Source organism: Brevundimonas sp. Leaf363, assembly GCF_001424025.1.
Lineage (GTDB): Bacteria > Pseudomonadota > Alphaproteobacteria > Caulobacterales > Caulobacteraceae > Brevundimonas.
The window spans coordinates 799,260-822,813 of the sequence record NZ_LMPZ01000002.1 but is presented as its reverse complement, the minus strand read 5'-3'; the positions used below and the strand labels follow the sequence as shown (position 1 = coordinate 822,813).

Sequence of the window (23,554 nt, the reverse complement as noted above, 5' to 3'; positions counted from 1 at the left end):
GGGAGATCCTCTCAGTCTTTTTCCATAGTGCATTGCAGCGGGTGCTGGTGACGGCGCGCCGTCTCGACCACCTGGGCGACCTTGGTTTCGGCCACCTCGTAGGTGAAGACGCCGCACACCCCGACGCCATGCTGATGCACATGCAGCATGATGCGCGTCGCGTCCTCGCGGCTCTTCTGGAAGAACCGCTCCAGCACGTAGACGACGAATTCCATCGGCGTGTAGTCGTCGTTCAGGATCAGCACCCGATACAGCGAGGGCTTCTGAAGCTTGGGTCTGGTTTCGGTGATCGTCGCGGCGTCTTGGCCGTTGCCGATCTCACCGGGCCTCTTGGTTGGCATGCGTCGTCCGGTCTTGGGGGAACAGGATCCAGATAGGGAATGATGGGCGGATTTGAAGGCGCCCGTCCAGTCACAGCTTGCGTGACAAAACGCCGGGTCCGTCGAACGCTCAAACGCAAAAGGGCCCCGGCGTTTCCGCCGGGGCCCTCTGGTACGCGCTTGTAAGGAAGAGGACGCTTAGCGAGCGGCCTGGAAGCGTTCGACCGAGGCGGAGACGCGCTCGTTGATCGGCTTGACGCTGTCCTTCATCGAGGCGGTGAAGAGCTCGGTCATCTTGGTGACCTGCGACATGTAGGTCTCCATCGACGACTTGGCCCAGCTGGTCTGCAGTTCCATCAGTTCCTGCACCGAGCGCGCGCTCGAGAAGGTCTGGGCGGCGGCGACGCCGTCTTCCCAGCTCTTCTTGGCGAAGCCGATCGCTTCTTGCGAGATGGCTTCGGCGCCCTTCTGGGCGGCGGTGGCCGACTCGACCACGGCGTCCAGGTTCTTCTTGCCGTGCGCGTTCAGTTCGCTCAGCGAGGCGACCGACTTGTCCATGCCTTCGCGGAACGCTTGCGTGCCGGCGGCCTGGACGCGTTCGGCCTGAACATTGGCCTTGGCGGTGGTGTCTTCGATGGTCTTTTTGACGGTCTCGGCGCTGTCGGCCATGGTCGATCTCCTGATTCAGGACGCGGCCTGGAGCCGCCTGGTAAAGTCTCGCAGTAGGCGATTCCACCGCGCTTGAGAGGCCATATGGTGCAAGTGCGAAGGAGCGTCAAGATAGTTTTGTGCGGTGCACAATATTTTCGACCATCCCCGCATCGTGACGCCGTTCTCCCGGTCAAATCTGCGTTGACGACCGGTTAACCACCGCGAAACTCGAGGCAGGCATGCTAGGGTCCTACCGTCGCGCCAGGGGGCCGCGGCATGTCCATAAGTTGTAAGGCAGCACCCTGACGATGATAGCCTTCGCCCGCCGTGGCCTGTCCGTTCTACTTGCTGGGCTCGTGCTGACCATCGGCGCGACGACCGCGCCGTCCGCCCCGGTCGCCCAGTCTTCCGACAACGCGCGCTACGCCGCCATCGTGGTCGACGCCACGTCCGGGGAAGTCCTGTTCGCGCGCCGCGCCGACAGCCCGCGCTACCCGGCGTCGATCACCAAGGTGATGACCCTGTATCTGACGTTCGAGGCGCTGGCCGAGGGTCGCGCCAGCCTGAACGACACCATCACCGTCTCCCCGCGCGCCGCCTCGCAGCCGCCGTCCAAGCTGGGCCTGGCCGCCGGCCAGACGATCCGGCTGGACGACGCCATGCGCGCCACGGCGGTCCGGTCGGCCAATGACATGGCGGTCGCCATCGCCGAACACATCGGCGGCTCCGAGGCCCGCTTCACCGCCCTGATGACGCTGAAAGCGCAGGAACTGGGCATGAGCCAGACGCGCTACGTCAACGCCAACGGCCTGCCGGATGGACGCCAACTGACCAGCGCGCGCGACCTGGCGATCCTGGCCCGCGCCGTCATGCGCGATTACCCCCAATACTACAGCTATTTCGGCCTGCACGACTGGTCGTACAACGGCCGCGACTATCGCAACACCAACGGGCTGCTGGCCGCCGGCAAGGGCTATGACGGCATCAAGACGGGCTTCACCAACGCCTCGGGCTATAACCTGGCCGCCTCGGCGGTGCAGGACGGACGGCGGCTGATCACGGTCGTGCTGGGGGGGCGCTCCAGCGCCAGCCGCAACGCGCACCTGGACGAGTTGATGGGCGTCGGCTTCGAGGTCGAGCGGCGCCGCGCCGGCGGCGAAACCATTCAAGTGGCCCAGACCTTCTTCGAGCAACGCGGCTTTGGCGTCAGCGCCGAACCCGCCGCGCCCGTCGCCTATGCCTCGGCCGGCGAGGAGGAGACGGGCGTCGGTTCGACCGAAGTCACCTACACCGCCGCGCGCGCCACGACGCCGCCGCCTCCGCACGTCACGCCCTCACCGTCCGAGCAGCGCGCGGCCGCAACGCCGCCGCCGTCCCGGCCGTCGCCCAACCTGACCGCATCGCTGAATGGCGGAACCGCCGCCACGGCCGCAGCGCCCGCGCCTCGGCGTCCAGCGGCCGCCCCCGCACGTGCCGCCGCAACGCCGGCCCGCGCCCCCGCCGGTCGCTGGGCCGTTCAGGTCGGAGCGTTCCGCGACGAGGCCGTGGCCCGCAACTGGTTGGCGGAAGTGAACCGCCGCTTCCGCAGCCAGTTCGCCAGCGCCGAGCGCAACGTGATCACCGCCGGCGACTGGTACCGCTCGCGCTTCACCGGCCTGACCCAGGAAGCCGCCACGTCGGCCTGCGAAGCCCTGGCCGAGCGCCGCGTCACCTGCATAGTCGTCCGTCCGGACTAGCGCTTCAGCAGCCGGTCCCGCGCCGCATTGGCGCGGGCCGCCAGGCCTTCGGTGCCACCCTGATCGGGATGGACGCGCGCCATGGCCTTGCGCCACGCGGCGTTGATCTCCTCGGCGTTCGCGCCTGGACCCACGCCAAGGATTGAGCGCGCCTCGGCCTGCGACAGCTCGCCCGTCGCGGACGTCTGGCGCGCAGGCCCCGGCATCCGCGAGCTGAGCACCAGCCAGACGCCGGCCGCGACCAGGCCGACCGCCAGGATCCAGGAGCCCCTCGAGATCGCCAGGACGCCTCCGCCCAACGCGGCCGCGCCGAGCAGGGTCGCGGCGACGCGCCAGTCACGCCGGCCGCGCCGCTCGGTTTGCCGACCCAGGCGGACCAACGCCCACAGCGCGATGGCGCCCAGCGCCAGCCAGATCAGACCCAAGGCGTCAGGCCGCGTCCGGCAGTCGCTCTGCGACCTCGCCAAGCCCCAGCGCCTGCATCAGCGCCCGTAGTTCCTGCCGCGCCGCCACGTGGGCCAGAGACACCGCGACCGGCCGCACGTCGGGTGACAGGTCCGCGACCGTCAGGCCGAACGGGAACAGCTCGCGATAGATGACCCGGTCCCGCAGACCCGGTCCGACACGGAACCCGACCCGGCGCGCCAGCTTCTGCATCTTCTCTTCCAGACGGCGGCGGTTGCGGGCCTCGGCCACGGCGAGGCGGTTGGTCAGCACCACCCAGTCGATGGCGGCATGGCGGCCCTCGGTGACGGCGCGGACCTTGCGCGCCTCCCAGACGCTCTCGGAATAGATCGAGGGCTTCAGCAGCTCCAGCGTCACCGGATCGACCTGACCCAGCAGGTCGAAATCGACGAAGCTGTCGTTCATCGGCGTGACGATCTGGTCGGCGCGAGCGTGCGCGGCGCGCGACAGAACGGTATCGCCACCAGGCGTGTCGATGACGATGACCTCGGCCGTTTGCGCCTCGGCGAAGGCCGCTTCGAAGCGGGCCATCTGCTCAGCGTCATCGGCCTTGGCCAGCGCCTTGCCGTCGCCGAGGTCAGGCTCCGTCGGCATCGGCAGCGCAGCGCCGTTGGCGGCCATCCAGGCCGCGCGATTGGCGAAGAAGCGCGCCAGCGAACGCTGGCGCAGGTCCAGGTCCAGGATCGCGACCCGGTTCCCCGCATGCAGCAGCGCGGACACGATATGAATGGCCAGGGTGGACTTGCCCGCCCCGCCCTTTTCATTGCCGATCACGATCACATGAGCCTTGGCCATCGTCCGCCTCGCCTTGCCGGGCGCGACTCAAGCCGCGCACCTCCAGAGCATGAGAGTCGTCGCCCCGGCGACAAACGTCAACGAAACCTTAAAGACGGTCTGTGGACCACCCTGCCGAATGCGCCGTCAGACGGCGCGGGCGCACCAGGGGTCGGCGACCTCGGCCGCGCGGCACAGGGCCGCCGCCGTCTCGATCGGCACCGGCCCCACCTTCAGTCGGGTCAGGTTACGGCCGTTGACCGTCACCGCCTCGAACGTCGGGCTCAGGCTGTTCAGCGCCGCGCCTCTGAAGCTGCGTCGCGCCGTCGTCCACGCCGTCTGCGCCGCCTCGGCGGACGAATAGGCGCCGAGCTGGATCGTCGTGCGGCGCACCGCGCCTTGGACCGCACTCTGGGTGCGCATAGCGACCTGCTGCACCGCCGCCTGCGCCACGCGCGGCGCGGCCTCGGCGACGGCGGCGTGCGCCAGCGCCCCGCGCAGACCGTCGTCGCGCGCATCCCACAGATCGTGCGGGTCCATGACCTGAACCTTCAGCGCCTCTCGCGGGCCCGTCGATTGTCGGGGCGCCGGGATCGCCGCGCGCAATCCGCCGGCCGCCGCATCCGGCATGGCGACGATCGCGCGGCCCGCTTCGCCCGGGTTCATCGGGATGTCGAGGGACGCCACCTGCTCGCCGAACTTCTGGAAGCGGTTCGGGTCCCCCTCGACCATGCCGCAAGCGCTCAGCGCGAGGCTGAGGCTGGCGAGGACGGCTGGACGAAGCGCAGCGGCGGGGCTCATAAGCGCCACCCTAGCGACAAGGGTTTTCAACCCCGCAAACGATCAGGGTTAATGTTTTCAGCATGATGCACAGCGCGCCGCCCCTGCCGATCGTGCGATCCGTAGCCGATCTGCGCGCGCAGATCGGCGAGTGGCGCCGTCAGGGCCTGCGCATCGGCTTCGTCCCGACCATGGGCGCCCTGCATGACGGGCACATGGGTCTGATCCGCGAGGCCGCATCGCGCGCGGACCGCGTCGTGGCCAGCGTCTTCGTCAACCCGACCCAGTTCGCCCCGCATGAGGATCTGGGCCGCTATCCGCGTCAGGAAGCCGAGGACGCCGCTATGCTGGCCGGCGCGGGCTGCCATCTGCTGTTCGCGCCTGACGTCGAGACCATGTACCCGCCCGGCGCCGCGACCACGATCGCCATGGCCGGCCCGGCGCTGGGCCTCGAGGGCGACTTCCGCCCCCAGATGTTCGGCGGCGTCGCCCTGGTCGTCACCAAGCTGTTCAATCTGATTCAACCAGACCTGGCGATCTTCGGCGAGAAGGACTTCCAGCAGCTGATGGTCGTGCGCCGCTTCACCGCCGACCTGGACCTGCCGGTCGAGATCGTGGCCTCGCCGACCGAGCGTGACGGCTGGGGCCTCGCCCTGTCATCGCGCAACGCCTACCTGTCACCAGAGCAGCTGGAGATCGCGCGCCGGCTGAACGGCGTCCTGGCCGAGGCCGGCGTCGCCGCCGCCTCGGGCCGTCCCCTGCCCGGCGTCGAAAAGGACGCCTACGCCGCCCTGCTGAAAACCGGTTTCGACCGCATCGACTACGTCGCCGTCCGCCGCGCCGAGGACCTGGCTGTCTTCCGGAACCAGGTCGCCGACGCGCCCGCCCGCATCCTGGCCGCAGCCTGGATCGGGAAGACGCGCCTGATCGACAATATGGCGATCTGAGGTCATCCACGGCTGACCAGCGCTACGTCGAGACCCCGCGCTTCAGAAGTTCTCGATCTCTCGTAGAGGGGGCCAGAAGGGTGGCCGCTGAGCAGGGTCGGTCGTCCAGCACGGGAGAGACGTGAGTCTATATGTCCAGGCGCCGATGGGCGTATCGCCCCCGACTTGCAGCCGGGCGCTGGACCCACCTTGTCCGTAGGCGGTGGACCACCGAATGTGAATGGGGGCGTCGCTGTCCGTTGTTGCCGGCGGACCGGTGTCCTCGACCTCGTAGCTTTCCTCGATTGGCTGGGCGAAAATCGACGGTAGACGAGAAAATTCATCGACTGCGGTTTTCGCCTCCGGGCACGCCCGGCTGTCGATCCATTCGACGTGCACTCCGCCCCGCGCAGAGGTTATGCGATAGAGCCAGACCCAAGAGACGCGGCGACGGCCCTCTGCGGTCTCCAATCCAGGCAGAACAGAAGTGATCCGCGAATAGCCGCTGAAAGCGCTGCTTTCGGCGACCTCAAGCCACGGCCAAACACGCCACGTGTCGGCTGGCGCGGCGGCCTGCGTTTGTCCGACGAGGGCCAGGGCCGCGAGCATGTTGATCATGCCGCGACCCTAGGTCGAACAGCTCCCCGGCGCTAGCCGATCGCGCCGACGCAACCCTCGGCCTCGCCGGGCGTCAGCTCGGCGTCGGTCAGGGCGATGGTCCAGCCGTGGTGGGTGTTCAGCCCCCAGCGACGCGCGCCGCCGCCGTCGCCCGCGTCACCGCCGGCGGTGACGACAACACGGCGTCCGCGCGGCAGGGCCGGCGGATCGATCTTGCCCACGGCCAGAGACGTCGGCGTATCGCCGCCGTATCCGTCGAACACGCTCAGCATCGACCATTCGCGGCGCAGGCCCATCCACCAGGCGTCCTCGGTGTTGATGGCCAGGACGGCGATGCCGTGGCCCTCGGCCGCGAACGCGAGGGCCTTCTGCGGATCCAGCACCATCTTGATGTCGGCGGCCGCGCCGAAGCGCAGGCGGGCGCCGTCGAAAGCGCGGGTCGGATCGATCGGGGCCCAGACCTGGACCTGAAGCCGGCCCTGGCGGGCCAGGCCCCAGCCGACGATCTCGCGCCACAGATGCTCGACGGCCTCGTGGTTCTCGGGCTTGGCGCGGACCAGCATGCGGCCCAGGACCTGTTGCTCGCGATCGGGGCGCAGCTTGGTGTGCGGGCCGGACGGGGCGTCCTTGGCGCGGCCGACGGTGGCGGCGACGGCCAGACGCTGTTCGAACAGCGCCAGGATCTGGTCGTCGATGCCGTCGATCTCGGCGCGGAGGGCGGCCAGGGCCTGTTGTTCGGGGGTCAGCTCAGCCACTTCAGGCCACACCTGCTGAATGTTGGAATGGGACACGGAATAGGACTTTCAACGGAAACGGTTTCGATTGGATGTGCGGAAAGGCCGCCGCTCGGGTCAGGAGCGGTCGCCGGCGAGACTGTCAGGAGCGAAGAAGCCCGACGCCTCAGCCGGCGTATCGAAAGCCGTAAAAGCCGTAGCCGAGATACGAGCGGACAGCCGTGCGCGAACGGTCAAGACGTTGAAGCGAGGCGCGCAGCGGGGACATAGGTCCGGGTCCGATCATTGCGGATCTTTGCGATCCGTTCTCCCAAGACACGCAACAACCGTGCGCCGTCAACCCTGCGGCGTGCAGACCAGGACAAAACGCGTGCGGTTATCGCTGGAATCCTGAAGGTCGTGGCGCAGAATCGACAGGCCGTAGACCTCGGCCGCATTGACGGCGGCGATGGCGGCGCGACTCAGATCACCCGCTTCGGCCACGTCGCGCGCGGCGCCGGCGGTGTCGAACGCCTCCGTCGCGGTCAGTCCCATCGACTTCAGCGTGCCGGCGCATTGGGCCAGGGCGATGGGGTGGCTCTCGACTGTGCGAACGCCGTGCAGGGTGGCGCCGAGGGGCGCCATCAGGGCATGTCGGATCGGCCGCCAGACCTCGGCGACCACATCCAGCCCGCTGTCGCGCACCAGGGTCGCGGCCGGTTCGACCGGGCCGATGGACGAGTTCTCGACCGGGATGAGCGCACAGCCGCAATTGCCTGACCGCACAGCGTCCAGCGCGCCCTCGAAGGTTTCGAACGCCACGGCCGTGTCCCAGGGCCGCAGCGCGGTGCAAGCCTCGTGGCTGAACGCGCCGGGCGCGCCCTGATAGGCGACGCGGCCGGGCGGCGTGTCATCCTGTGGCGTTGCGGGCGCGCTGTCGGTCATGGCCGGCTCCTGGGTCTTGAGGCCTGCACATAGGGGCGACGCGGGCGGCGGTCGAGAGGCGAGATGGCGGGCGCCACGGCCCGACCCTCAGGCTGGGCGCTCATCGCTCCGGCGACTTACATCATGGTTTTGGCGAAGGCCCAGATCTCTGCGGCCTCCGACGCATGCCAATTCCACCATGTCGACCGGTTCAGAAGGTCCAGACGCTGTTCCGGCGTCGGGTCTTCACAGCCCGAATACAGCACATGCGCAAATCCGCCGTCGCAGCGAACCGGGACGCCCGCCACACAGGCATCCAGAGACACGTTGGAACTGGCGCAGACCACTAGGGAGCAACCCACCAGCCCCTGCTCGATCGGAGCCTCGGCCGCATGGGGGATATCGGACAGGCTTTCAGCGGCTTGACTGACCTTCTTCGGGCGGTACTCGATCCGACGATCCGGAAACTCGATGCGCAGCGCCTCGTATTTCTCTCGTTCCCACTGACCGGGCCTTTCGCCACGCATCAGGGCCGCCTTTCTCCCCATGCCGACGATCATGATCGGTCCGGCGGGATCGGCGTCCTCCCGCAGGGTGAACGTCTGCCCCAGACGGTGGGCCGACGGCGTGCGCCACACCTGCTCCGGCGTCGGATGCATGGTGTCGATATGCAGGCGCGCGTTGCCGACCGGCGCCGAGCGGCCCCAGTAGCCGGGATCGAAGCCGATGCAGCGCCCGCCCGCCTTCCGTTGCTGCTGCCAGGCTGGAAAGTGATCCTTGCGCCCGGCGCCCCACATGACCAGCACCTCGCTGCCGCCACGATAGACGGGCGTCTCGAACGCCTCGCCGAACCCGGCCGCCGCCGCCGTGCGCTGCAGGGCGCGCAGCAAGCCGTTCTTGGCGTGCGTCGGATCGTCGATCAGAATCTCAACCTGCACGACGTCGCCTCGGCCCCGGCCCGGACGGGGCCGCCCTTCTATCGCGACAGGGCATGATGGCTCTTGAAATACAGAGCCTGCTCCTCCAGCCATAGATCCGAGAACTCGACGCCCCCGCACTCGCTGAACCATGGCCCGCCGTTGGTGAAATGGATGGCCGCAGGCTTCTCATCCGGGATCGGATACTCGCCGACCAAAAAGTTCCACGACACGTCCAGGGCGCCGATCATGTCCTCGTCCGGCAGCCACTCGAAGCGGTGAAGGTGCTGCGGACTGGACTGGTTCACGAAATCCGGCGTCAGCTTTTTGACGTGCGAGTGAGCGCCGTTGAACAGCATGAACGACGACCAGTTCTTGCGCGGATATGTGGTCTGGACCTTGCCATCCATCTTCATGGCGCTGGCGGGCACGTAGTCGTGCTTGACGACATAGACCGCCTTTCGGGGGTCCAACCCTTTCAGCAACTCCGTGATGTCGCGCGTGAACAGAAAATCGCAGTCGACGAACAGCGACCACCCGTCATGCCCTGCGATGTAGGGCGTCAGAAATCGCGTCAGCGAAAACTCGGTCGAGGCCGTGCTGTCGCCGGGCCGCGTGTAGAGGCCCAGGTTCCGCAGCTCTGGCTGACGCAGCGAATGGATCGCCACGTTGCTCGACATGTGCCGTTCGATGGAGTGGCGGCAGACCTGCCAAGCGATGTCCTCGCGGCTGTCGTAACCGACATAGACCTTGAGCGGCTGCACACCGGCGACAGGCGCAAACTGGCCCATAGCCGCCGCGTGGCGTTTTCGGCGTCCGGCCAGCCGGAACGGCAGGATGTATCCCCGGCCATGCGGCGTCACATCGCCCGTCGTTCCATGGTCGATCGTCATAGGCCCCCGCCACTCCCCAGACTGCGTCGCCTCCCGGAGTTTCGCGCCTAGGAGGAAACGAAACCTCGGCTCCCGTCAAGTGCGGCATAACAGCGTTTCGTGGACCGCTGCTTCAGCGTCGACCGCCGAGCGCCGCTGACGTCCCGATGGTTGCTTGCTAATCAGAAGTGGCAGCAGGAGTGGCGTGATGGCGGATGGCATGATCGGGCGGCGAGCGATGCTGGCGGGGCTCGGCGTGTCGAGTCTGAGCGCCTGCGCAACCGCGCCCCGGGCGACGCCGGCGCCCACGATCGTCCGGCCGTCCTTTGCGCCGCCGCCGCTGGCGCCACTGATCATGCGGGCCGACCGGATCACGCGGATCACCGTCTGCACCCGCCCCTTCCGGGCGATGGGCCCGCGCATCGAGGCCGAGGCGTTCGGCGACAAGCGGCTGGTTCACAATTACGGCCATGGCGGCAGCGGCTGGTCGCTGTCGTGGGGCTCGGCGGCGGTGGCAGCGGGGATGGCGCTGGAGGGCGACGTGCGGCCCGTGGCGGTGATCGGCTGTGGCGCCATCGGCCTGACCACGGCCCTGACGCTGAAGCGGGCCGGTGCGCCGGTGACCATCTATGCGGCGGAGCGGCTGCCGCACACGCGTTCGGCGCGGGCGTCGGGCCAGTGGACGCCGGATTCGCGCATAGCCGACGCCGACAAGGTCGGGCCCGCCTTCGCCGCCCTTTGGGAGCGGATGGCGCGCCTGTCCTGGGCCGAGCACCAGACCTATGTCGGTCAGCCCGGCGAGCCGGTCGGCTTCCTGGATCGCTACAGCATCACCGACACCGGCGGCGGCTCGCGCAGCCCGGCCGACCCCAACGACATCCGCTTCGCCGAATACGCCGGCGCTATCGGCGACCTAACCCCGCACAGCCACGACCTGCGGCCGGAGGACACGCCCTTCGTCGGCTCGCGCGTCCGGATGGGCAGCTGGATGCAGTTCAACATCGCCGAACTGGGCCACCGGCTGATGAGCGACTTCCTGCTGGAGGGCGGCCGCATGGAGCAGCGGACCTTCAACGCGCGGTCGGAGCTGTCGACCCTGCCCGAGGCGGTCATCGTCAACTGCACCGGCTACGGCGCTCGCGCCCTCTTTAGCGACGACAGCATCGTGCCGGTGCGCGGCCAGATCGCCTGGCTGCCGCCCCAGCCCGAGGTCCGCTACAGCCTCTATCATAAGGGCGTTTCGGTCATCACGCGGCCGGACGGCGTGGGCGTGCAGACGCTCGGCCGCGGCGACATGGACGGCTACGGCGATGACAGCGAAACGCCGGACCGCACATTCGCCGAGAAAGGCGTCGAGATCGTCGCGGCCCTGTATCGCCGGTCGGGGTTCGCGGCCTAGGCCGCTTCCGACCGCTTCAGCCGTCCCGCCTTCAGGCGCTCCGCCACCAGGAAGGCCAGCTCCAGCGCCTGGTCGGCGTTCAGGCGCGGGTCGCAGTGGGTGTGGTAGCGGCTGGACAGGTCGTCCTCGGTCACCGCCTGGGCGCCGCCCAGGCATTCGGTGACGTTCTGGCCGGTCATCTCCAGGTGCACGCCGCCGGGGTGAACGCCCTCGGCCTCGGCCACGTCGATGAAGGTGCGAACCTCGCCCAGGATGCGGTCGAACGGCCGGGTCTTGTAGCCGTTGTCGGCCTTCAGCGTGTTGCCGTGCATTGGGTCGATCGACCAGATCACCTTCTTGCCGTGCGCCTTCACCGCCGCCATCAGGCGCGGCAGACGGTCGCCGACCTTGTCGTGGCCGAAGCGGCCGATGACGGTCAGGCGGCCCGGGATGTTGTTCGGGTTCAGCGCGTCGATCAGCGGCAGCAGGTCGTCCGGCTCCATCGTCGGGCCGCACTTCACGCCGATCGGATTGTTGATGCCGCGCATGAACTCGACGTGGGCCCCGTCCAGCTGACGCGTACGCTCGCCGATCCACAGCATGTGGGCGCTGGTGTCGAACCATTCGCCGGTGCCGCCGTCCAGTCGCGTCAGGGCGCTCTCGACGTTCAGCAGCAGGGCCTCGTGGCTGGTGAAGACCTCGACGCGGCTCAGGTCCGGGTGCGTTTCGGGCGTGACGCCGACCGCTTCCATGAAGGCCAGCGCCTCGGTGATCTTGTCGGCCAGCTCGCGGTACTGCGCGCCCGCGGCCGAGTCGCCGGCAAAGCCCAGTGTCCAGCGGTGGATGCTGTACAGGTCCGCGTAGCCGCCGCTGGCGAAGGCGCGGATCAGGTTCAGCGTCGAGGCCGACTGGTTGTAGGCCTTCAGCAGGCGCTGCGGATCGGGCACGCGCTCTTCGGGCGTGAAGGCCATGCCGTTGATGATGTCGCCGCGATAGCTGGGCAGCTCGACGTCGCCGATCTTCTCGACGCCGGAGCTGCGCGGCTTGGCGAACTGACCGGCGATGCGGCCCACTTTCACGACCGGCTTGCGGCCGGCGAAGGTCAGGACCACCGCCATCTGCAGGATCAGGCGGAAGGTGTCGCGGATGTTGTCGGTCGAGAACTCCTTGAAGCTCTCGGCGCAGTCCCCGCCCTGCAGCAGGAAGGCGTCGCCGGCTTCCACCTGGGCCAGACGCTCGGTCAGGCGACGGGCCTCGCCCGCGAATACGAGCGGCGGCATTGCGGCCAGCTCGTCTTCGACGGCTTGCAGGGCGCGCGCATCCGGATAGTCCGTGGGCATCTGCACCACGGGCCGGTTACGCCAGGACTGGGGGCTCCAACGGGTCTTCATGGGCGCAAGATAGTCGGATGACGGCTTCGGAACAATGTGATCGGCGTCAAGTCGCGGGCGGCTGACCGGGGAAACGCGCGTCGCGCACGCCGTGGTAGGCCTCACGCACGCCCTGCACCGGCTGATCGGCGCCCAGTTGCGCCACCTGCGCTCCCCAGACATCGGACAGCTGCTGCACCGTGGTCGACACCCAGCCGGGCGCCTGCTGGCGCGACCATTCCTGGGCCGAGCGGGCGTTGAAGATCACCAGCATCAGGGCGGCGAAGACGATGACCCGGCTGGTCCAGCGCTGGTCGCGGGCGGCCAGACCCTCATCGTCCGGCGGCTCGCCGGGCGGAAAGGCGAAGCGCCCTAGACGCATCAGCCGGTTCTCGGCGGTCGGCAGGTCGTGGGCGTCGGCGCCCTGGTTCCAGTCGCTGGGCGGATCGGCGGTCGCCGCGACCACCGTCTCCTCGATCGGCGGAAAGCGCGAGGGCGGCGGCGAGCCGAAGCCCGTCGGGAACGGGTCGGGCGGATCGTTGCGGTCGTCGGTCATCGGCGCGGCCTCATTCTCTCAACGCCTCAGAACTGGAAGTAGATGAAGGGCGCCACGCCCTCGGGCCGCATCGCCTCGACCAGCAGAATGGCGATGCCGATCAGGACGCCCAGCGTCAGCGAGGGCGCCGGCTTCATCCAGGCGGCCACGCCCTCCACCGCGCGCGGCGGCAGGAAATGCATGGCCAGGCCACCGACGATCAACGTCAGAACGAAGGGCGTGACCAGCAGCGCCGGACCGGCCCGGCCCAGGCCCTCCAGCATCTGCAGCGCCATGCTGAAGGTCTCGGCGCGGAACAGGATCCAGCCCAGGCAGACGATGTGGAAGGTGATGATGACGCCCAGCCAGCCGGGTATGATGCGGCGATCAGCCCCCTCGGCCGTCTTGCCCAGCGCCGCGCGGCCCAGTCGCTCGACCACCTGCACGAAGCCGTGCAGCGCGCCCCAGGCGATGAAGGTCCAGGCCGCCCCGTGCCACAAGCCGCCCAGCAGCATGGTGATCATCACGTTCAGGCACGACGAGGCCAGCCCCTTCTTGCCCCCGCCCAGCGGCACATAAAGATAGTCGCGCAGCCAGCTGGACAGGCTGATGTGCCACCGTCGCCAGAAGGCCTGCATGGAGCTGGCCCGATACGGCTGATCGAAGTTCCGCGGGAAGGAATAGCCCAGCAGCGCGGCGATCCCGATGGCCATGTCCGAATAGGCCGAGAAGTCGCAGTAGATCTGGACCGCATAGCCATAGACGGCCGCCGCGATATCCAGCGCCGAATGGGCGGCGGGGTCGAAGAAGACCGGATCGACCAGCCGCGTCGCCAGCTCCGACGCGATCACCGTCTTCTTGAACAGGCCCCAGACGATCAGCAACAGGCCGTGCGTCGCCATCTCGCGATTGATGCGCGGCGCGCGGTCGAACTGGGGCAGCAGGTCCGACGCCCGCACGATCGGCCCGGCGACCAGATGCGGGAAGAAGCTCATCAGCAGCAGGACATCCAGCAGGCTCTTGGCCGGCGGCGTCTTCCCGCGGTGCACGTCGACGACGTAGCTGATGCCCTGGAAGGTGAAGAAGGAGATCCCCACCGGCAGCACGATCTGCAGCAGCGGCAGGTCCCGCTCCCAGCCAAAGCGGGCCAGCAGGTCGACCATCTGCTCGACGAAGAAGCCGTAGTATTTGAAGAAGCCCAGGATCAGCAGGTTGGCCGCGACGCCCAGACCGACCAGCCATTTCCGCCCATCCGGCTCGCGCCGCACGATCAGGGCCGCGATCCCCCAGTTCAGCACCGCCGAGGCGATCAGAAGCAGGACGAAGCGCCAGTCCCACTGGGCGTAGAAGAACCAGCTGGCCAGCAGCAGGAAGACCTTGCGCCGCCCGTTCTCCCGATCCAGCGACCAGGTGATGAAATAGACGAACAGGAAGAAGACGCCGAAGGCGAGCGTGGGGAACAGCATCAGCCCTGCCCCTGCTTCCAGGCCTCATAGGCCGCCATCAGGTCGTCGTTCAGCAGGCCGCCGATCCAGTCGGCCCCGGCGGAGGTGAAGTGGACGCGGTCGCCGCGCACAAAGGGGTCCGCCTGCAGGGCCAGCCGGTCCGCCGAACACTCTCCCCCCATCCGTCCCTGCCAGTCCCAGAAAGCGACGCCCATTTCCGACGCGATGGCCCGCTGCACATTCCGCACCATGGCCAGTTGCGGCGGCGGCGCGCGATCGCCGTCCGCGCTGCACCCGCCGGGCGAGCCGGACCGCAGGGCGTCGGGCGCGCCGAGAATCAGCAGGGACGCCTGCGGCGACAACCGGCGCAGGCGGCCGATCTGGGCGCGCAGGCTGGAGGCGTAAGACACCGGATCGAAGCCGGGATCGAACCCCTCATTTGTCCCGAAGGCCACCACGATCAGGCTGGGCCGCCAGACCGCCAGCTCCAGCCCGGCGATGCTCTCGTCGCGCGCGGCCAGCTCGCGCAGCGTGGCCCCCACGACGCCCAGGCTGGACACGATGACGCCCGGCCGCCCTGTCTCGGTCTCGATGTCATAAAGCTCGGCGTCAGCCGACAGGGGCGTCAGCTCCAGCCGGGTCGCGGCGCGGTCCAGCCGCAGGCGGCGGCAGGCAGGGCCGGACGCGGTGGTCGACAGTTCCACCGTCTGCCTCGCCCCGTCGGCATCGAGCCGAAAACCGCCCGCATTCGGACCGCCACGTCCGCACAGGGTGACGACCTGCGCCTCCGCGCCGGGTTCCAGCGTCAGCGACAGGCGCGGCGCCGGGCCGTAGGCGGGGCGCGTCACCCCGGCCAGACCGATCTCCGCGCTGCTCACCCCGCTGGCGGGCGTCAGGGGCGCGGTCGCGATCGACCAGTCCTGCGCCTGCACCTGAAGCTGCAACGGCCCGTATCCGGCATAGGGCACGCCGGGCGCCACCACGCCCCGCCCGGCCGATCCGAAGCGCGCCTGAAGCCGGGCGCGCAGGGCGCCGGGAATGCGGTCGCCGGCGGTGTGGCTGTCGCCCAGCTGGACGATGTGGACGGGCCGGGTCCGCGCCCCCTGCTCGGTCGCCTGCAGCGCTTGGAAGAAGCCGCTCAGCGCGCCGGGCTGGCACAGCCCGCCGGGACAGACCGTCAGACCGGCGGCGGGCGCCTGCAACGCCTCATAGGGAATCTGGGCCTGAACCGGCGCGGCGAACAGGGCGGCGAGCACGCCCCACGGGGCGAACCGACGCATCCTCAGGCAGCGGGCGCGGCCGCGGCGGCCGTCGCGACGGCGCCAGATCTGACCCCGGCATCGCGCTTCAGCCGCTCGGCGACGGGGGCGGCGATCCGCAGGTATCCGGCCATCGACAGGTGGATGCCGTCGTTGGCCCGCATGAGGGTCGGACGGTCGCTGTCGCCGGCCGGCAGATAGGCCTCGTAATCGCCTTCGCTGTTCGAGGTAACGGCCACGGTCGGCAGATAGGGGACGCTCAGCGCATGCATCCGCTCCTCGACCACACTGTTGATCAGGGTCATCTTCTCGTCGAACGAGGCCCGCTTCATGCGCGGCAGGCCGACCCAGTAGACGGCGACGTCGTTGGCGCGCAGCAGGGTCACCAGATCCGTCACCCGTCTCGCATAGGCGGCCTTCCACCCCGGCGTACCAAAGTCGTGGACCTGCCCGTCCAGGCTGATGCCCTGGGCGTCATTTGTGCCGAACAGGACGACCGCCACATCGACCGGATCCTCGCGCAGTTGGCGCTCGGTCTTGGCCTGGATGTCGACGTAGTCGTAGCGGCTGAGCCCCGTGGAGACCTCGCTGTACTTGGTCACGGTGACGCCCGAGGCGCCCCGCAGATCGCGATAAAGGGCGGTATAGAGGCCGTCGCCCATCGAGTCGCCGAACACGCCGACGCGCAGGCGACCTGCCTTCAGGCGATCGGCGATGGGGGTGACCATAAAGGCCGCCGGCGCGGCCGCGGGCGTCATGGCCGGCTTGATCGGATCAGGGGCGGGCGGCGCGCGCTGAGCCGGCGCCACGGCCGAGGCATTGGCCTGGCCGCCCAGCATCAGCGTCGGATGGCGCAGCCAGGTCCGACCGTCGTGCGTCAGCAACAGGCCGAGCACCACGCCCACGCCCACCGCCGCCGTCAACAGGTTGATGCCTGCGCGCAAAACCGCCCCCCAAGGCGAGCTTTCTCACCGACCCTTCTTTTACCCTAACGCAGCGCGCCTGCCACGCCCTGCCCGCGTCGCGCGAAGAAAAAGGTTAAGACGGGACCCGCCTGCCGCGATCAGCGGGCCTCGAACCAGCGCGTCGCCAGATAGCCGACCGTCGCCGCCGTTCCCGTCACGAACGTGCCCCAGCACAGATCCAGGATCGTCAGCTTGGTCTGCCAGACCGCCAGCGTCGCCTGGTTGGTCAGGTCATAGGTCGCGTAGGCGACAAGCCCCAGCACCGCACCGTTCAGCAGCGCGCGCGTCCAGCCGCCCTCTCGCAGGGCCGGCGCAACGGCGAAGAAGACGATGCCGCCGATCATGATCAGGTAAAAAGCGACCGCCGCGACCATGTTCGGCTTGGCCAGCATGATCGGGCCCAGCACGGGCTTGTAGAGCTTGTTCGTCATGGTGGTCAGCCAGACGGCGTCGATGACGGCAAAGGCCAGGCCCGTGGCGACATAGGCGATCAAATAGCGCATCAAAGGTCGTCTCCGGATCAGGCTTCGGTTGCGGCGGCGACGGGCGCCAGCCGATAGTGGCTGACCGCCCAGGTGCGGCCCTCGTCGTTTCCAAACAGACCGGCGGTGGCCAGATAGAACCGCCGCCAGCGCCGTCGCCACAGCTTGGCCTTGGCGCCGTAGGTCTCTTCCATAAGCTCGGTCACGCGATCAACGTTCCGGTCCATGTTGGCCAACCAGTCCAGCGCCGTGCGCTGATAGTTGACGCCGTTCCACGTCCATTCCTCCTCGACGCGGAACAGGTCCGGAAACTGCCGGATCAAGCCCTTGCTGGGCATGACGCCGCCCGTGAAGAAGTGCTGGGCGATGAAGTCCTCGCTGTCGTTGTGATCGAACCGGTAAGGCGCGTCGCGGTGCGTGAAGACGTGGATGAAGGCCCGCCCGTCAGGCTTCAGCCAGGCCTGCGCCTTCGTCAGCAGCGCGCGCCAGTTGGCCATGTGCTCGAACATCTCCACCGAAACGATCCGGTCAAAGCGGGCGTCGGTGTCGAAGACATTCATGTCGCGCGTGACGACCGTCAGGTTCATCAGCCCGCGCGCCGCCGCCTCGGCCTCGATGTGACCACGCTGGCCGTGGCTGTTGGACACGGCCGTGATGCGTGCATTCGGATATTGCTCGGCCATCCACAGGCTCAGCGAACCCCAGCCGCAGCCCAGCTCCAGGACGCTCTGCCCGTCCCGCAGGTCCGCGTGCTCGCACGTCTGAGCCAGCGCCAGCTCCTCCGCCTCGTCCAGCGTGGTGTCGGCGTCGGGATAGAGGCAGCAGGAATACTTCAGCCGCGCGCCGAGGCAGATTTTGAAGAACTCGGGCGGCAGTTCGTAGTGCTGCTCGTTCGCCGCCTCCGTATGCTCGGCGATCGGTCGCACCGCCATGTCGCGCGCAAAGGCGGCTTCGTCGTGCGGACGCTCGCGATCCAGTCGCCGCCGCGCCTCGGTGACCAGACTGTCGATGGCCGGCTTGGTCACGAAGTCTGGAAAGGGCGCGTCCTGCAACTGGCGGATCGCGGCGTTGGCGAAGGTCATGGCGGCTCCGGGAAACGGGATGTGGGCGAGGCGATGATGCAACCCAACGCACGGCCGCGCGTAACGGCTCCGCTTGTCAGGCAATACGATATACGAGACGCACGCCGACCCGGATGTCATCCGTCGCGATGCGGAAAACGTAGCTTGGCGAAACACCGGCCGGAGCCTGCATGACGACCCTGACCGCCCTCGACAAACGCCTGCGTGTCGCCGTGATCGGCTCGGGCGTCAGCGGCCTTTCCTGCGCCTGGCTGCTCAGCCAGAGCCACGACGTCACCCTGTACGAACGTGAGAACCGCATCGGCGGGCACACCAACACCGTGACGGTCCTGGGCGTGGACCAGCCCGTCGCCGTCGACACCGGCTTCATCGTCTATAACGAGGCCAACTACCCCAATCTGACGGCGATGCTGGCGCATCTGGGCGTCGCCACCAAGCCGGCCATGATGTCCTTCGCCGTGTCCATCGACGAGGGCGCGCTGGAGTATTGCACCCAGGGCCTGTCCGCCATCTTCGCCCAGAAGCGTAACTGGGCCCGGCCCAAGTTCTGGCGGATGGTCGGCGACATTCTGCGCTTCCAGAAGGAGGCGCCGAGGGAACTGGCGGAGTTGGAGCGATCGGGCGAGACGCTGGACGCCTGGCTGGGCCGCGCGGGCTACAGCGCCCTGTTCCGCGACGCGTATCTGCTGCCCCAGGCCGCGGCGATCTGGTCCTGCACGCTGGAGCAGATGCGCGACTATCCGGCCGCCGCCTTCGTGCGGTTCTACATGAACCACAACCTGCTGGCCTATGACCTGCGGCCGACGTGGCGCACGGTCGACGGCGGCGCCCGACAATACATCTCGCACCTGACGCGGCCGCTTCAGGGCCGCATCGTCACGGACGCGCGGATCGACGGCGTCGGCCGCGGCCCTGTCGGTCCCTTCCTGCGAATGGCGGATGGGTCGATGCAGGGTTACGACGCCGTCGTCCTGGCGACTCACTCAGATCAGGCGCTGCGGCTGCTCGATCAGCCGACCGATCAGGAGCGCGCCCTGCTGGGCGCCATCGCCTACCGTCCCAACCGCGCGGTCCTGCACCGCGACGTCGCCCTGATGCCGCGCCGCAGAAAGGCCTGGGCCGCCTGGACGCACATGGGCCGCTCGGATCGCGCGGGCGAAGGCGGCGTCACCTACTGGATGAACGAGCTCCAATCCCTGCCCGGCGAGCCCCTGTTCGTCAGCCTGAACCCCGCGCACGAGCCGGATCCCGCCTTGGTGCTGGGCGAATGGGACTATGAGCATCCGGTCTTCGACCAGGCCGCCGTGGCGGCTCAGGATCACCTCTGGTCCCTCCAGGGCGAAGGCGGCGTCTGGTTCGCCGGCGCCTGGTTCGGGTCCGGCTTCCACGAGGACGGCTTGCAGGCCGGCCTCGCTGTGGCCGAACAGTTGGGCGGCGTGCGTCGGCCGTGGACCGTCGCCAACGAGAGCGGCCGCATCCGCCTGGGCGCCGCGGACCTGGCCCGGGCCGCCTGAAGCCCGTGACCGATCGCTCGGCCCTCTATGTCGGCGAAGTCGTCCACCAGCGGGTCCGCACGTTCGATCACCGCCTGCGCTACCGCACCTGGATGGTGCTGTTGGACTTGGACGCGCTTGACGCCCTGCAGACGCGGCTCAAGCGTCTGCCGCGCAAGGCGTTCGGGCTGATCAGCTTCCGTCCCGAGGACCACGGCGATCGGTCGGGCGCACCCCTGCGCGGCCAGGTCGAAGCGCGGCTGGCCGAGGCCGGTATAACCGACAGCGCCCACAGCATCCGCCTGCTGACCATGCCGCGCATCCTTGGCTACGGCTTCAATCCGATCAGCGTCCTCTTCTGCCACCGGGCGAACGGCACGGTCGGCGCCCTGCTCTATGAGGTGACAAACACCTTCCACGAGCGGCACAGCTACCTGATCGCGGCCCCGGCCGACGGCCCGATCCGCCAGACCGCCGAAAAGGCCCTGTTCGTCTCGCCCTTCATGGACATGGGCATGACCTACGACTTCACGGTCCGCACCGGCGAGGTGCTGTCCGTCGTCGTCGCCGTCCGCCGGGGCGACACGCCGATCCTGACCGCCAGCTTCATCGGCCGCCGCCAGCCTCTGACCGACGCCTCGCTCTGGCGCGCCTTCTGGACCCACCCGCTGCTGACCTGGAAGGTCACCGGCGGCATCCACTGGGAAGCCATCAAGGTCATGCTGAAGGGCGCCCGCTACCGCGACCGCGGCGCCCCGCCCGCCCATGCGGTGACGACGGGCCGTTCGCGCTAGGTCTGGCTCGCTTACAGCGTAGACGCTATCGAAGAGGCCTCGGCTTGCCCCGTTGCGCGCGACGCCGTAAGAACCGCCGAATATTCATCGTAGAATGAAATAAGGGAGCCGATGCGCAAGATCTTCCCCGACGCGAACGCCGCGCTGGAGGGCCTGACGTTCGACGGGATGACCGTCATGTCCGGCGGCTTCGGCCTGTGCGGCATCCCGGAAAAGCTGATCGCGGCCCTGCGCGACAGCGGCGCCAAGGGCCTGACCGTCATCTCCAACAACGCGGGCGTGGACGGCTTCGGCCTGGGCCAGCTCTTGGAGACGCGCCAGATCGCCAAGATGATCTCGTCCTACGTCGGCGAGAACAAGGAGTTCGAGCGCCAGTATCTGGCCGGCGAGCTGCAGCTCGAGTTCAACCCGCAGGGCACCCTTGCCGAGCGCATCCGGGCGGGCGGCGCCGGCATCCCGGCCTTCTTCACCGCCACCGGCGTCGGCACCCTGGTCGCCGACGGCAAGGAAGTGCGCGACTTCGGCGGCCGCGACTACGTCATGGAGACCGGCCTGGTCGCCGACCTGGCCATCGTGAAGGCTTGGAAGGCCGACGAGCGCGGCAATCTGGTATTCCGCAAGACGGCCCGCAACTTCAACCCGATGATGGCCACGGCCGGCAAGGTCACCGTCGTCGAGGTCGAGGAAATCGTCCCCGTCGGCTCCATCGACCCGGACCAGATCCACACGCCCGGCATCTACATCGACCGCATCGTCAAGACGGTGTCCGAGAAGCGGATCGAGCAGCGGACTATCCGCACCCGGGAGACCGCATAATGCCCCGCACTCGCGAACAGCTGGCCGAACGCGCCGCGCAGGAGCTGCAGGACGGCTTCTATGTGAACCTGGGCATCGGCATTCCGACCCTGGTGGCCAACTACATTCCCGAGGGGATGGAGGTGACGCTGCAGTCCGAGAACGGGATGCTGGGCATGGGCCCATTTCCCTATGACGAGGACGTCGACGCCGACCTGATCAACGCCGGCAAACAGACCATCACCGAAATCCCCGAGAGCAGCTATTTCAGCTCCTCCGACAGCTTCGCCATGATCCGCGGCGGCCACATCAACCTGTCCATCCTGGGCGCCATGGAAGTGGCCGAGAACGGCGACATCGCCAACTGGATGATCCCCGGCAAGCTGGTGAAGGGCATGGGCGGCGCCATGGATCTGGTCGCCGGCGTCAAGCGCGTGGTGGTGGTCATGGATCACGCCAACAAGCACGGCCAGTCCAAGGTGCTGAAGGCCTGCACCCTGCCCCTGACGGGCATGGGCGTGGTCAGCCGCATCATCACCGACCTGGCCGTCTTCGACGTCAAGCCGGACGGCGTGGGGCTGGAGCTGATCGAGCTGGCCGAAGGCGTCAGCCTGGACGAGGTCGCCGCCAAGACCGAGGCGCAGTACACCGTCGCGCCAGGGGTCGGGCTGCCCGCCTGATACCCACCTTCTTTCGTCATCCCCCGACTTGATCGGGGGACAAGGCGGCGCCGAAGGCGATCTTGCATCAATTACGGCTGAACAGCTTCGCGCTCTCGCGCGCCGCCTCGTGGCCCGATCAAGTCGGGCCATACGAAAGGAAAAGAGGAAAGCGCGTGAGAGGCGTGGTGCCTTGACGCTCCCCCACCCGCTTGCGACGCCTTCCCCATGATCTCGCGTCGCGCCCTGATGATCGCCCCTCTCGGCCTGGCCGCGTGCCAGACATTGCCGGCAAACCTCCCCATCGCCCTGCCCGCCGTGCTGGACCGAGGCCGGTTCGTCAGCGCGACGCCGCAGGGCCTGATGCTGGGCGGCGCGCCCTATCGGTTCGTCGGCGCCAACGCCGCCTTCTACGCCTACATGGGCGCCGAAGGGATCGGCGACCGCGATCGGTTGAAGCGGGAGCTGGACGACCTGCGCGCCATGGGCGTGACCAATCTGCGGGTCATGGGCGGTTCGGAGCTCAGCGCCGACGGCGGCCTGCAACGCGCCTTCAACCGGCCCGACGGGACGCAGGACGCGGACCTGATGGCCGGTCTCGATTTCCTTATGGTCGAGATGGCCGCGCGCGGCATGAAGGCGGTCGTCTACCTGACCAACTTCTGGGACTGGTCCGGCGGCATGATGGCCTATCTGTCGTGGCTCAACGACGGGCGGACCATGGTCATGAACGACCCGTCTGCGCCCTGGCCCGCCTTCCCCGAATACGTCGCCGGCTTCTACACCACGCCGCCCGCCATCGCCCGGTATCACGCCTACATCCGCACCATCGTCGGGCGCACCAACTCGATCAGCGGCGTCCGCTACACCGACGACCCGACCATCATGAGCTGGCAGTTGGCTAATGAACCCCGCCCCGGCGGCGATGTCGTCGCGGGCGCCGCGCGCCTGCCGGCCTACTACGGCTGGATCGAGACGACGGCGGACCTGATCAAGTCGCTCGACCACAACCACCTGGTCTCGTCCGGCAGCGAGGGCCTGGTGGGCTGCCTGGAGCGGGCCGACTGCGTGGCCAAGGCCCACGCGCCGCGCTCCATCGACTATCTGACCATCCACGTCTGGCCCCATAACTGGGGCTGGCTGGACTACCGCGACATGGCTCGCACCTATGACGCCGGCTGGGAGCGATCGGCCGACTACATCCGCCAGCACGCGGCCTTCGCCGGCCTGTTGCGCAAGCCGATGGTGGTCGAGGAATTCGGCTTCCCGCGCGACGGCCCCGAGTACGGCCCGGGCACCCCGACCACCTACCGCGACCGCTTCTACCGCGGCCTGCTTGAACAGGTCGCCGCCTCCCCGGGCGTCATCTCCGGCTCCAACTTCTGGACCTGGGTCGGCAGCGAGGACGCCGGCTGGAACCGGACCATCTTCCGCCCCCGTCGCCAGGCGGCCGACCCGAACGCCCACCACGAACCGCCCGGCTGGTACAATGTCTGGGGGGCGGACAGCGGCACGCGCGGCGTGCTGACGGAAGCGGCCCAGGCCTTCAACGCCGTGTGACGTTCGCCTCCCGCTGGAAGCCGCTTGATTTCCGCGGCGCG

25 protein-coding genes are annotated in these 23,554 nt (G+C 68.5%); 8 read left to right on the top strand and 17 right to left on the bottom strand.

Going from position 1 to position 23,554, the window contains the following annotated elements; translation table 11 throughout:
- Nucleotides 1-11: 11 nt before the first annotated feature.
- Together clpS and ASG17_RS06980 are read right to left on the bottom strand one after the other, a co-directional pair.
- A complete protein-coding gene (gene clpS / locus ASG17_RS06985; protein ID WP_056101022.1) occupies nt 12-341 on the bottom strand; it encodes an ATP-dependent Clp protease adapter ClpS in 330 nt (109 codons plus the stop codon).
- A 177-nt stretch (nt 342-518) separates the two neighbouring features.
- Nucleotides 519-989 (bottom strand): phasin family protein, encoded by a 471-nt coding sequence (locus tag ASG17_RS06980; RefSeq protein ID WP_056101020.1) that lies wholly within the window; start codon nt 987-989, stop codon nt 519-521.
- 290 nt (nt 990-1,279) lie between these two features.
- Here ASG17_RS06980 and ASG17_RS06975 point away from each other — a divergent pair, with 290 nt between their 5' ends.
- A complete protein-coding gene (locus ASG17_RS06975) occupies nt 1,280-2,707 on the top strand; it encodes a D-alanyl-D-alanine carboxypeptidase (RefSeq protein ID WP_056101018.1) in 1,428 nt (475 codons plus the stop codon).
- Here the strand turns inward: ASG17_RS06975 and ASG17_RS06970 are convergent.
- From ASG17_RS06970 to ASG17_RS06960, 3 genes are all read right to left on the bottom strand, one after another.
- Nucleotides 2,704-3,132, bottom strand: coding sequence for a J domain-containing protein (locus ASG17_RS06970; protein ID WP_056101016.1), 429 nt, complete (start codon nt 3,130-3,132; stop codon nt 2,704-2,706). The genes ASG17_RS06975 and ASG17_RS06970 overlap by 4 nt on opposite strands.
- Before the next feature lie 4 nt (nt 3,133-3,136).
- Nucleotides 3,137-3,967 carry a division plane positioning ATPase MipZ gene (locus ASG17_RS06965; protein WP_056101015.1) on the bottom strand — a complete coding sequence of 277 codons (831 nt, stop codon included), beginning with the start codon at nt 3,965-3,967 and terminating at the stop codon, nt 3,137-3,139.
- A 126-nt stretch (nt 3,968-4,093) separates the two neighbouring features.
- Nucleotides 4,094-4,747 (bottom strand): SPOR domain-containing protein, encoded by a 654-nt coding sequence (locus ASG17_RS06960; RefSeq protein ID WP_156367755.1) that lies wholly within the window; start codon nt 4,745-4,747, stop codon nt 4,094-4,096.
- 62 nt (nt 4,748-4,809) lie between these two features.
- Here ASG17_RS06960 and panC point away from each other — a divergent pair, with 62 nt between their 5' ends.
- A complete protein-coding gene (gene panC / locus ASG17_RS06955; protein ID WP_056101009.1) occupies nt 4,810-5,673 on the top strand; it encodes a pantoate--beta-alanine ligase in 864 nt (287 codons plus the stop codon).
- Between the two features lie 42 nt (nt 5,674-5,715).
- Here panC and ASG17_RS15435 read toward each other — a convergent pair whose 3' ends face one another.
- The 5 genes from ASG17_RS15435 to ASG17_RS06935 all read right to left on the bottom strand — a co-directional run bounded on the left by ASG17_RS15435 (nt 5,716) and on the right by ASG17_RS06935 (nt 9,717).
- Nucleotides 5,716-6,270 carry a hypothetical protein gene (locus ASG17_RS15435; protein WP_156367754.1) on the bottom strand — a complete coding sequence of 185 codons (555 nt, stop codon included), beginning with the start codon at nt 6,268-6,270 and terminating at the stop codon, nt 5,716-5,718.
- A gap of 32 nt (nt 6,271-6,302) precedes the next feature.
- The gene (locus ASG17_RS06950) at nt 6,303-7,025 is read right to left on the bottom strand and encodes a chorismate mutase (RefSeq protein ID WP_235560375.1); all 723 of its coding nucleotides are present in this window, start codon (nt 7,023-7,025) and stop codon (nt 6,303-6,305) included.
- Nucleotides 7,026-7,340: 315 nt separating this feature from the next.
- Nucleotides 7,341-7,928 carry a prephenate dehydratase domain-containing protein gene (locus ASG17_RS06945; RefSeq protein WP_056101004.1) on the bottom strand — a complete coding sequence of 196 codons (588 nt, stop codon included), beginning with the start codon at nt 7,926-7,928 and terminating at the stop codon, nt 7,341-7,343.
- A 116-nt stretch (nt 7,929-8,044) separates the two neighbouring features.
- On the bottom strand, nt 8,045-8,845 hold the full coding sequence (locus tag ASG17_RS06940; protein WP_056101001.1) for a hypothetical protein: 801 nt from the start codon (nt 8,843-8,845) through the stop codon (nt 8,045-8,047).
- Nucleotides 8,846-8,883: 38 nt separating this feature from the next.
- Complete coding sequence (locus ASG17_RS06935; protein WP_200935037.1) at nt 8,884-9,717, bottom strand: hypothetical protein; 834 nt, start codon at nt 9,715-9,717, stop codon at nt 8,884-8,886.
- A 187-nt stretch (nt 9,718-9,904) separates the two neighbouring features.
- On the opposite strand from ASG17_RS06935, the gene ASG17_RS06930 reads away from it, so the two are divergent.
- The gene (locus tag ASG17_RS06930; protein ID WP_056100999.1) at nt 9,905-11,095 is read left to right on the top strand and encodes an FAD-dependent oxidoreductase; all 1,191 of its coding nucleotides are present in this window, start codon (nt 9,905-9,907) and stop codon (nt 11,093-11,095) included.
- Here ASG17_RS06930 and ASG17_RS06925 read toward each other — a convergent pair.
- The 7 genes from ASG17_RS06925 to ASG17_RS06895 form a co-directional block, all read right to left on the bottom strand.
- A complete protein-coding gene (locus ASG17_RS06925) occupies nt 11,092-12,465 on the bottom strand; it encodes a class II 3-deoxy-7-phosphoheptulonate synthase (RefSeq protein ID WP_056100996.1) in 1,374 nt (457 codons plus the stop codon). The genes ASG17_RS06930 and ASG17_RS06925 overlap by 4 nt on opposite strands.
- 46 nt (nt 12,466-12,511) lie before the next feature.
- Nucleotides 12,512-13,000 carry a hypothetical protein gene (locus ASG17_RS06920; protein ID WP_056100993.1) on the bottom strand — a complete coding sequence of 163 codons (489 nt, stop codon included), beginning with the start codon at nt 12,998-13,000 and terminating at the stop codon, nt 12,512-12,514.
- Between the two features lie 26 nt (nt 13,001-13,026).
- The gene (locus tag ASG17_RS06915; protein WP_056100990.1) at nt 13,027-14,445 is read right to left on the bottom strand and encodes an MBOAT family protein; all 1,419 of its coding nucleotides are present in this window, start codon (nt 14,443-14,445) and stop codon (nt 13,027-13,029) included.
- Nucleotides 14,445-15,704, bottom strand: coding sequence for a GDSL-type esterase/lipase family protein (locus tag ASG17_RS06910; RefSeq protein WP_056100988.1), 1,260 nt, complete (start codon nt 15,702-15,704; stop codon nt 14,445-14,447). The genes ASG17_RS06915 and ASG17_RS06910 overlap by 1 nt, the downstream gene beginning before the upstream one ends.
- Nucleotides 15,705-15,706: 2 nt before the next feature.
- Nucleotides 15,707-16,627 carry a DUF459 domain-containing protein gene (locus ASG17_RS06905; protein ID WP_056100984.1) on the bottom strand — a complete coding sequence of 307 codons (921 nt, stop codon included), beginning with the start codon at nt 16,625-16,627 and terminating at the stop codon, nt 15,707-15,709.
- A 119-nt stretch (nt 16,628-16,746) separates the two neighbouring features.
- Nucleotides 16,747-17,151 carry a DUF2177 family protein gene (locus tag ASG17_RS06900; RefSeq protein ID WP_369796671.1) on the bottom strand — a complete coding sequence of 135 codons (405 nt, stop codon included), beginning with the start codon at nt 17,149-17,151 and terminating at the stop codon, nt 16,747-16,749.
- A 17-nt stretch (nt 17,152-17,168) separates the two neighbouring features.
- Nucleotides 17,169-18,212: a cyclopropane-fatty-acyl-phospholipid synthase family protein gene (locus ASG17_RS06895; protein WP_056100978.1), complete on the bottom strand. Its 1,044-nt coding sequence runs from the start codon at nt 18,210-18,212 to the stop codon at nt 17,169-17,171.
- Nucleotides 18,213-18,382: 170 nt separating this feature from the next.
- On the opposite strand from ASG17_RS06895, the gene ASG17_RS06890 reads away from it, so the two are divergent.
- The 5 genes from ASG17_RS06890 to ASG17_RS06870 all read left to right on the top strand — a co-directional run bounded on the left by ASG17_RS06890 (nt 18,383) and on the right by ASG17_RS06870 (nt 23,513).
- Nucleotides 18,383-19,726 (top strand): NAD(P)/FAD-dependent oxidoreductase, encoded by a 1,344-nt coding sequence (locus tag ASG17_RS06890; protein ID WP_056100975.1) that lies wholly within the window; start codon nt 18,383-18,385, stop codon nt 19,724-19,726.
- 5 nt (nt 19,727-19,731) lie between these two features.
- Entirely contained in the window at nt 19,732-20,499 is a 768-nt protein-coding gene (locus tag ASG17_RS06885; RefSeq protein WP_056100973.1) for a DUF1365 domain-containing protein, read from the top strand.
- A 111-nt stretch (nt 20,500-20,610) separates the two neighbouring features.
- Nucleotides 20,611-21,315 (top strand): CoA transferase subunit A, encoded by a 705-nt coding sequence (locus ASG17_RS06880; RefSeq protein WP_056100971.1) that lies wholly within the window; start codon nt 20,611-20,613, stop codon nt 21,313-21,315.
- Nucleotides 21,315-21,974, top strand: a complete 660-nt coding sequence (locus tag ASG17_RS06875; protein ID WP_056100969.1) for a 3-oxoacid CoA-transferase subunit B — start codon at nt 21,315-21,317, stop codon at nt 21,972-21,974. The genes ASG17_RS06880 and ASG17_RS06875 overlap by 1 nt, the downstream gene beginning before the upstream one ends.
- Before the next feature lie 207 nt (nt 21,975-22,181).
- Nucleotides 22,182-23,513 carry a hypothetical protein gene (locus tag ASG17_RS06870; RefSeq protein WP_056100968.1) on the top strand — a complete coding sequence of 444 codons (1,332 nt, stop codon included), beginning with the start codon at nt 22,182-22,184 and terminating at the stop codon, nt 23,511-23,513.
- Nucleotides 23,514-23,554 lie beyond the last annotated feature (41 nt).